The sequence below is a fragment of the Flavobacterium sp. genome (assembly GCF_035760125.1).
Classification (GTDB): Bacteria; Bacteroidota; Bacteroidia; order Flavobacteriales; family Flavobacteriaceae; genus Flavobacterium.
In genome coordinates, this window is sequence record NZ_DASTTN010000300.1 from 1 (window position 1) to 7,490 (window position 7,490).

The window sequence follows — 7,490 nt, forward strand, 5'->3', positions numbered from 1 at the left end:
ATAATCACTTAGTTTTAATAATTCAGAGTTATTTTCTCGAAAAACAAAAGAAAACGCTTCTTTTTCATTTACTATTTTTTCATATAGAGTTGATTCCTTATTTGTTAGAAATGATATTGAATCTCTAAATTTCATATTCTCAAATTGACTCAAGTTTGCGTTTTGCAAACCACAAGATTTTATCGTAAAATTAGTTGGTGTACCCACAATTTTAAAATCTAGCGAAGGAACATTGTCTCCTGTAGATTCGTAATAAATTGGCAGTTCAGCTAGTTCCGCTTTAATTTCAATTAAGTCTTTACTTTCAATTATGTTGGGTTTAGCAAAAATGAAATATGTATATCCCAAATAGAATAATACCATAAATATCCACGAAAAAGTTGCTTTATTATTTTTTTTCATTCGTTTTTCACACGATTTTTGTCATTATGACGCATAACGTTCTGGTACTACAGCGGGTTTGGGACTAAATTAAGCCCTATTTTCGGATTTCACAAATCATCCCAAATACAACACCATCTTTCCATTAAGCCAATTGCCCAAATCCGTTGTAGTAGCTGTTGTGAGCAGTTGAGATTATTGAGGCTCTTTTATTATTTTACGTTGAAAGTAAATTTTATTTTAGTTTTGACATGATATCCGTCTTGTTCGCCTGGTAACCATCTTGGGGAGTTATTTATAGTTCTAATAAGTTCTTTTCCTGTTTTGTATCCAATATCTTTTCTGAGTTCAATATAAGTTATAAAACCGTTAATATCGACGATGAAAATTACAGAAACTGGACCACTTACGTCTTTGGCTTCATCAGGTTTTTTGTAATTTGCTTCTATAAATTTGTAAAATTTTTCCATACCGCCAGGAAATTTTGGTTTTACTTGAATATCTTCATATTCATAAACTTTTTGATGAATAGGGTTTGATTGTTCGGCATTTTGAGACTTCACATTTTGTATAAACAAAAAAGTGAGGAATATTAAATATTTTTTCATTTTTAGTTCTGCTTTTGATTCAATTGCTCACAACGTTCTGGCACTACAGCGGGTTTGGGACTAAATTAAGCCCATTCTTCGGATTTGCCCCCCGAGCGATAGCGAACAGGCGAAGCAAATCATCCCAAATACAAAACCAACTTTCCATTAAGCCATTTGCCCAAATCCGTTGTAGTAGCTGTTATGCGACGTTTATTTTTTAATTCCGATAATTTCTGTCAATTTATTTAGTACGCACTTTGAAGCAATTCTAAATCCTAATTCCAGAAAAAGAAATCTCATTATGAGAATTGACATAATGGTTTTAAGTATCAATTCCAATTTATTTTGCGTGATTGCGAGAATTATTCCAGAAAGACTAGATAAGACTATTAACACAAAAATGATTTTTAACATTTTGCCAGTCCTAATTTTCAATCTTCCATTTCTATTGTCCAATTTTCCATTTACGACACAAAACTCTCCTAATAACTTTTTAGATAGCTTTAATTCAAATTCATTCTCTTTGATTTCGCCTATAAATGTTTGATTATTCCAGTTTGCTACGAATTGTTCTTTTGATAAAGTCCGTTTTTTTAGCTCTGAAATAGCGGACATACTATCATTATTTAATTCGATTGAATAGTCACTTTCAGGAAATATTTTCATTTAGTTCAGGGTTTCTTTAAATGTCGCATAACGTTCGGGTACTACAGCGGGTTTGGGACTAAATTAAGACCATTCTTCGGATTTGCCAAATCATCCCAGATACAAAACCAACTGTCCATTAAGCCAATTGCCCAAATCCGCTGTAGTAGCTGTTAGTGGCAGTGTTTTTTTATTATTCAGTTAGTTCAAACAGTTCAATAAATTTTTGTTCCAATTTTTTCTTTTCTGTTTTTAACCGCCATCTTGAGTGAAGAATAATATAAAAAATGAATAAATTAAACAGAATATAAACTTCTTTCGGTATATTTTTAAAATTAAAAAAGAAAAAACAATTAAAGCCAATTAGTGCAATAAACGGAAAAAATTTCATCCAAATAATTCCAATTTTACTTAAAGGTTCAACAATATAATTTAGTTTTAGTTTGTTGTTAATATTTTTATAGTTCCCTTTTAGTATGTAAAAAGATGAAGTGAAATTGTAGTTTTTTATAAGCCGAAAACTTGAGTCGTCAAAATTTCCAAAAAAGTATTTTGAATTCAAAAAAAACACCGAAAATATTCCAAGTTTTACTTGTAATTGAGGGGAGCCAATTTTCGTATTGTCTTTTAATCTATCTCTAAATTCTGTTATATTAAGTTTTGATGTCATTAAAACGTTTTTTTTCTTTTCAGCGGTAACATTGCCACTAACGTTCCGGTACTACAGCGGGTTTGGGACTAAATTAAGCCCATTCTTCGGATTTGCCAAATCATCACAAATACAAAACCAACTTTCCATTAAGCCTATTGCCTAAATCCGTTGTAGTAGCTGTTAGTGGCAGTATTTTTTATTGGTTTCGTTTACGTTTTGATTCAATTTCGATTAGTATTTTTTTCGCAATTTCACGGGCTTCAATCCAATTTTTATCAAAACGGATTTCATCTATTTTATATTTAGTATCTATTAGTTTTCTAATTAGTTCCCTTAATTCTAAGCTATCTTTTTCAACACTTTTTGGGATAATATTGTTTTCGGTTAAGCGGTTAACCGTAACGTGATGCAAAAACGTGTGAGCATCTGCATCAAGTTCTTCCAAAATTATTTTTTTTAGATCTTCATCAGAACTTGAAAGATATTTTTCATCTAAATGATCTAATGTTTCTAGATAGAAATCGAGAGATTTTTCCAAAGTTATTTCTTCCATAGCTTACTATCTTTTTTAATCGAAATGTCGTGAATATTGCCACTAACGTTCTGGCACTACAGCGGGTTTGGGACTAAATTAAGCCCATTCTTCGGATTTGCCAAATCTTCCAAATACAAACCAATTTCAAATTAAGCCAAATACCCAAATTGCTTGTAGCGTGTGTTAGCAGTAGTTTTAATCGATTTCCCAAAATTCCACTTCATAAACATATTTTCTCTTTTTTATTTGATTAAATGTGCCTCCGATATTAACGCCCATCTTAGTCAATTTAGTTGAAAATTGCGTATCGATTCCCATTTCATCGGAGTAATTGATTTCTACGCGGGATTTAGTTATACCGTTATTTATCCTAATTCTTTGAATTGTACTCCAAGAAGGTTCCGTCTTTACCCACTTAGATACGAATTCATTAATTTCCTTAGGTTTGGGAAAATCATATTCAGAGTTAAATGAAGTTTCGTTTGTGTATTTGTATTTTGTTTTGTTTTCAAAACTGACATCTCCTGATGTAGTCGGACCATTACCTTTTACATTTAAGGATATTTCCTTTCCATTTTCTTCAGCATAAATTACGGAGCATTTTTTTGCACCAAGTGACGCACACATTTCAACAAAAGCACTCATTTTTAATTGAAAAGTATAGTCGTGAAAATTTGCTATGGGTATGTAGAAATCTGATTGGTAATCTGGGCAAGCGTACATTACGCCATTTGCCGGATGTTGAGCCGGAAAATTAAAATTTTCAGCACAATAATCGATTTCACCTTTCGCGATGTTTTCAAATTTTTTTAATCGAAGTTTTTCTAACAAATCTATTCCAACATCGACAACAGAAATAGCGATTGGCATAACAAGCGCTGTAAAATCCAATGGTATTTTTAAAATTTTATAAGGCGTTGTAAATTTTATTTTTTTCGTATTGTCATATTTTGCTAATGTTGAAACATCTGCTATAAATACTGTTCTACGTTGATGAAGAGGAGTATCGACTGTAATAATTTTCATTTTCTCGGATTACAATATTGGTTTGTGGTGGAAATATAGGCAAATCATTTTTAAGCTATATATATTTCGTTCATTTTATTCTTAAGCGGGTGGATTCTAAAAATTACTGCTAACGTTCTGGTACTACAGCGGGTTTGGGATTAAATTAAGCCTTATTTTCGGATTTGCCAAGTCATCCCAAATACAAAACCAACTTTCAATTAAGCCGATTGCCCAAATCCGTTGTAGTAGCTGTTAGCAGTAGGATTTATTTGTTGTGTATTTATTTGTTTTAAACATAGCAGACAATTTTTTCAAGTCATTGCATTTAACTCTAGAATTGATGTTTTTTTTACGTGATAGGAAATAAATAATTATATAATGTATCATTTTCTAGAGTGCCTTTTCCTTTATTAGGCGTCATAATAAATAGATAAATTTCATCGTCTATTTTATAAAACAAAAAGTTTGCGCTTAAATTTTCCAGGCCATAATATTCAATTCTATCAGTTGTTACTATTTTATCATCTTGATCATTAATTTTTAATTTAAATTCATTAAAATTTAAGCTAAAACTTTTGATCGTATCATTGTTAATTTCACTACTTATTTGATTTTCGGATGTAAAATCTATATTATTGATTTTAAAATCGTTTTTGAAAATGGATGGAGATAAAGTTACATCATACACTTCAGAAGCGACAATAACCGAAAAAAAGCCTGGAGAAGAAGAAACAACATTTGAATGATAATTTAATGTATAATCTTTAGAAACATTTTTTAATTTAATTACCAATAATGAATATTTTGATTCGATTTCAAACATTGAAATAACTGTATCATTTCCTCTTTTATAACTGCCTTTAGAAACATAACTTTTGTTGAAATTTGTTAACTCCTTTATCTTTATGCCTTCAAACTGAAAATAATTTAAGTCTTCTTCACTTTTAAATTGTTGGCAACTAGCAAATAGTATAAAAAAAGTAATCAAAAAATATATTTTCATAGTTAAATTTTATGTTCTAGAATATATGTTAAGTTTCCACATCTTTCTGCTAACGTCTTGGCACTACAGCGGGTTTGGGACTAAATTAAGCCCATTCTTCGGATTTGCCAAATTCATTCAAATACAAAACCATTTTCCCATTAAGCCAAATGCCCAAATCCGTTGTAGTGGCTGTTAGTGGCTGTTTTTTTTATTCAGTTTTAAATTTACGTTTATAAAATTTCACTTTTCTTTCTCCAAATCTTCCTCTACCATAACCTAATGTCATTGCAGAAATAAAATATAATACTGACAAACTGCTAAACAAAACTTGGATGTTTATATTTTCCCAAGTTGTAAATTTAAAAGTAAGATTATCTTGAAAGTATTTAATTCCTAATATGAACCAAATTGTAACAATAAATCTGCTGACGATTTCATTAATTTTTGAAACTGAGTATGTTTTTGGAGAAGTTACAATTTTGTATAAAGGTCCTGTAATTTCATTTTCAAGCATATCTACGTGGATTTCCCAATGTCTTTGCCAAGTTTTACTTCCACTGTTTATAAATGTCCAAGCCAAGCATGTGATTAGCCCAATACAAACGATAAAGTATAAAACTGGTTTGTTATTTTCATATCCTTTTGAACTTATAAATGTGAAATAGCCTGCAAAAGAGGCTACTTGAAATGCCCAAAAATAATTTGCTCTTTTCCAATAGTGTTCAATTTCAAAATTTTTTGCTTCCCAAGCTTTTTTATATGTATTTTCAATATCTTCTTTTTTGCGTCCTTTTATGAATATTTCAATATATTCATCTTCTGTCATTTGCTCCATTATACTTTCTTCTTTAGTATAAGCAAAGGCAAAAAAGCTTTTAAATATTTTTTTTAAGCCCATTAGTAGTTACGTTTAAGTTCTCTTAATATATCAGTGTTTTTCCTTACTATTTCATTTGATAGACTAGTCGGATTATGTACAAGTTTATTTCTAAATTGCCTTAAGTGATCGAATTCTTTTAGTAAACCGATTTTTTCTTCTCGATATTTCATAAGAACATACAAAGCATCTCTTGTATTATGAACTTCTCTTATGTATTTTCTAGCATCTGCTAAAATCATTTGTTCAAATTCTGTCCAAAGTTTTAAGAATTGACCAAGACTTGTAGGTGCAATTTCTGTAGTCAATTCTTCTCCAATTTCTTTACAAATGATTTCTATTTCATCGTTTTTGGGATATAATGCAGTTTCTGGAATTTTATCAAATTCTTTGCCCCAAAATTTTTCATTGTTAGGGATTTCAAATTTAGCTATTAATCGCCTGTTTAAATCCATTTCGCTTTTGCTTTCATATTCGTTGGTAATATCATCAGTTCCAACTAAGTAGCCTTCTTGGAAATATGGTCTTAAAGCTTGTGGAGGAGAAATGCTTAAAAGTCTAATATTAATTAAATCGTGTTCAGAATTAACTGAAATACGATTTGTAAAGTATGGAAGTCCGAATACATAAATATAAGCAGTTTTTTGGTCATTGTAAAGTTGCGCAAAAGAACAAGCAACTCTTAGCGACTGTGTAACATCTAACAAAGGTGTGTCAGTAACTTCATAATGTTGCAAAATACTCCATTGTATTAATCTTTTTCTACGAAGTTCAGAATGTCCCTCTATTTTATGTTCTTTGAATAGTTCAACTAAAAATTTGCTAGCACTATTTAGTTTTTCAAAACGATAATCTACTTCTTGTTGTGTTAAATAATCTCCACGATAAATTGTTGGATAAAATGTTGAATTTTTAATCTTATTTCTGTAATCGTTTTTCTGACCTCTAAAAAACAGTAAATAATCTTTATTTAAAAATGAAAGTTTAGCAATTTGCTCAACCAATTCTCTAAAAGTGTTAATAGGAAATGCATCGTCAATACCTACAGTTTTGGGTGTTGTATGTTCAATTAATTCATTTGTAAGTTTACCGTAGATTTGTCTCATTATTATTATAAGGTTTTTTTGGGTAAAATAGCCACTAACGTTCTGGTACTACAGCGGGTTTGGGACTAAATTAAGCCCTATTTTCGGATTAACCAAATTCTCACAAATACAAACCAATTGCCCAATCAAACCAATTGCCCAAATCCGTTGTAGTAGCTGTTATGTGCTGGCATTATTTCAATCCAATTACATCTTTTCTAACTTCTTTTCGCCATTTTTTACCATATTTTTTGTCTAAATCTGCAAAAATAGTTTTGTTATATTGAATTACGCATTCTTCATTTGGTGGAGTACAGCCAAAAGCATAATATTTAATATTGTATTTTTTTTCAAATTTATCTTGATTATTGTAAACAACAGGAGCAATGCTTCCAATTAAAAGTAGTTTGGATTTATCGTTCTTAATATCTATTTCAGCAATTTCTTTATTTACTTCACAATCTGCAAAAACAACTATATTGAAATTGGTAATAGATTCTTTTTTTAGTTCAACTTTAAATTGTTCGGGTTTTATGTTGAAGTCATTAATTTGTATTTTATAAATTCCACTTTCTAAATTTTCAAATTTATAGTTTCCTAAACTATCAATTTTTGAAAAATAATGATTAGGATTTAGTTCTATAATTAAGTCCTCGGGTATTATATTCTCAACCCCAAAAAGAACTTTTAGATTTCCACTAATGCTTAATCCATTCGATTTATCTTGACTAT

At 30.0% G+C, this 7,490-nt stretch carries 9 protein-coding genes; all 9 read right to left on the reverse strand.

What is annotated here, in order from left to right; translation table 11 throughout:
- A partial coding sequence (locus VFS71_RS10775) for a hypothetical protein (RefSeq protein WP_326401221.1) occupies positions 1-402 on the reverse strand: 402 nt, incomplete at its 3' end.
- Positions 403-593: 191 nt separating this feature from the next.
- A complete protein-coding gene (locus VFS71_RS10780; protein WP_326401223.1) occupies positions 594-989 on the reverse strand; it encodes an energy transducer TonB in 396 nt (131 codons plus the stop codon).
- A 192-nt stretch (positions 990-1,181) separates the two neighbouring features.
- A complete protein-coding gene (locus VFS71_RS10785; RefSeq protein ID WP_326401225.1) occupies positions 1,182-1,637 on the reverse strand; it encodes a hypothetical protein in 456 nt (151 codons plus the stop codon).
- An 827-nt stretch (positions 1,638-2,464) separates the two neighbouring features.
- The gene (locus tag VFS71_RS10790; RefSeq protein WP_326401226.1) at positions 2,465-2,821 is read right to left on the reverse strand and encodes a hypothetical protein; all 357 of its coding nucleotides are present in this window, start codon (positions 2,819-2,821) and stop codon (positions 2,465-2,467) included.
- A 177-nt stretch (positions 2,822-2,998) separates the two neighbouring features.
- Positions 2,999-3,829, reverse strand: coding sequence for a hypothetical protein (locus tag VFS71_RS10795; RefSeq protein ID WP_326401227.1), 831 nt, complete (start codon positions 3,827-3,829; stop codon positions 2,999-3,001).
- Positions 3,830-4,160: 331 nt separating this feature from the next.
- Entirely contained in the window at positions 4,161-4,814 is a 654-nt protein-coding gene (locus VFS71_RS10800) for a hypothetical protein (protein WP_326401229.1), read from the reverse strand.
- A 190-nt stretch (positions 4,815-5,004) separates the two neighbouring features.
- Positions 5,005-5,694 (reverse strand): hypothetical protein, encoded by a 690-nt coding sequence (locus VFS71_RS10805; RefSeq protein ID WP_326401231.1) that lies wholly within the window; start codon positions 5,692-5,694, stop codon positions 5,005-5,007.
- Positions 5,694-6,779, reverse strand: coding sequence for an FRG domain-containing protein (locus VFS71_RS10810; RefSeq protein WP_326401233.1), 1,086 nt, complete (start codon positions 6,777-6,779; stop codon positions 5,694-5,696). The genes VFS71_RS10805 and VFS71_RS10810 overlap by 1 nt, the downstream gene beginning before the upstream one ends.
- Positions 6,780-6,951: 172 nt before the next feature.
- On the reverse strand, positions 6,952-7,490 hold a 539-nt coding region (locus VFS71_RS10815), incomplete at its 5' end, for a hypothetical protein (protein ID WP_326401235.1).

What these genes read in the sequence shown, in the direction of transcription:
- VFS71_RS10790 (WP_326401226.1), bottom strand. Translation starts at nt 2,821, where the DNA reads ATGGAAGAAATAACTTTGGAAAAATCTCTCGATTTCTATCTAGAAACA.
- VFS71_RS10805 (WP_326401231.1), bottom strand. Translation starts at nt 5,694, where the DNA reads ATGGGCTTAAAAAAAATATTTAAAAGCTTTTTTGCCTTTGCTTATACT.
- VFS71_RS10810 (WP_326401233.1), bottom strand. Translation starts at nt 6,779, where the DNA reads ATGAGACAAATCTACGGTAAACTTACAAATGAATTAATTGAACATACA.
- VFS71_RS10780 (WP_326401223.1), bottom strand. Translation starts at nt 989, where the DNA reads ATGAAAAAATATTTAATATTCCTCACTTTTTTGTTTATACAAAATGTG.
- VFS71_RS10795 (WP_326401227.1), bottom strand. Translation starts at nt 3,829, where the DNA reads ATGAAAATTATTACAGTCGATACTCCTCTTCATCAACGTAGAACAGTA.
- VFS71_RS10800 (WP_326401229.1), bottom strand. Translation starts at nt 4,814, where the DNA reads ATGAAAATATATTTTTTGATTACTTTTTTTATACTATTTGCTAGTTGC.
- VFS71_RS10785 (WP_326401225.1), bottom strand. Translation starts at nt 1,637, where the DNA reads ATGAAAATATTTCCTGAAAGTGACTATTCAATCGAATTAAATAATGAT.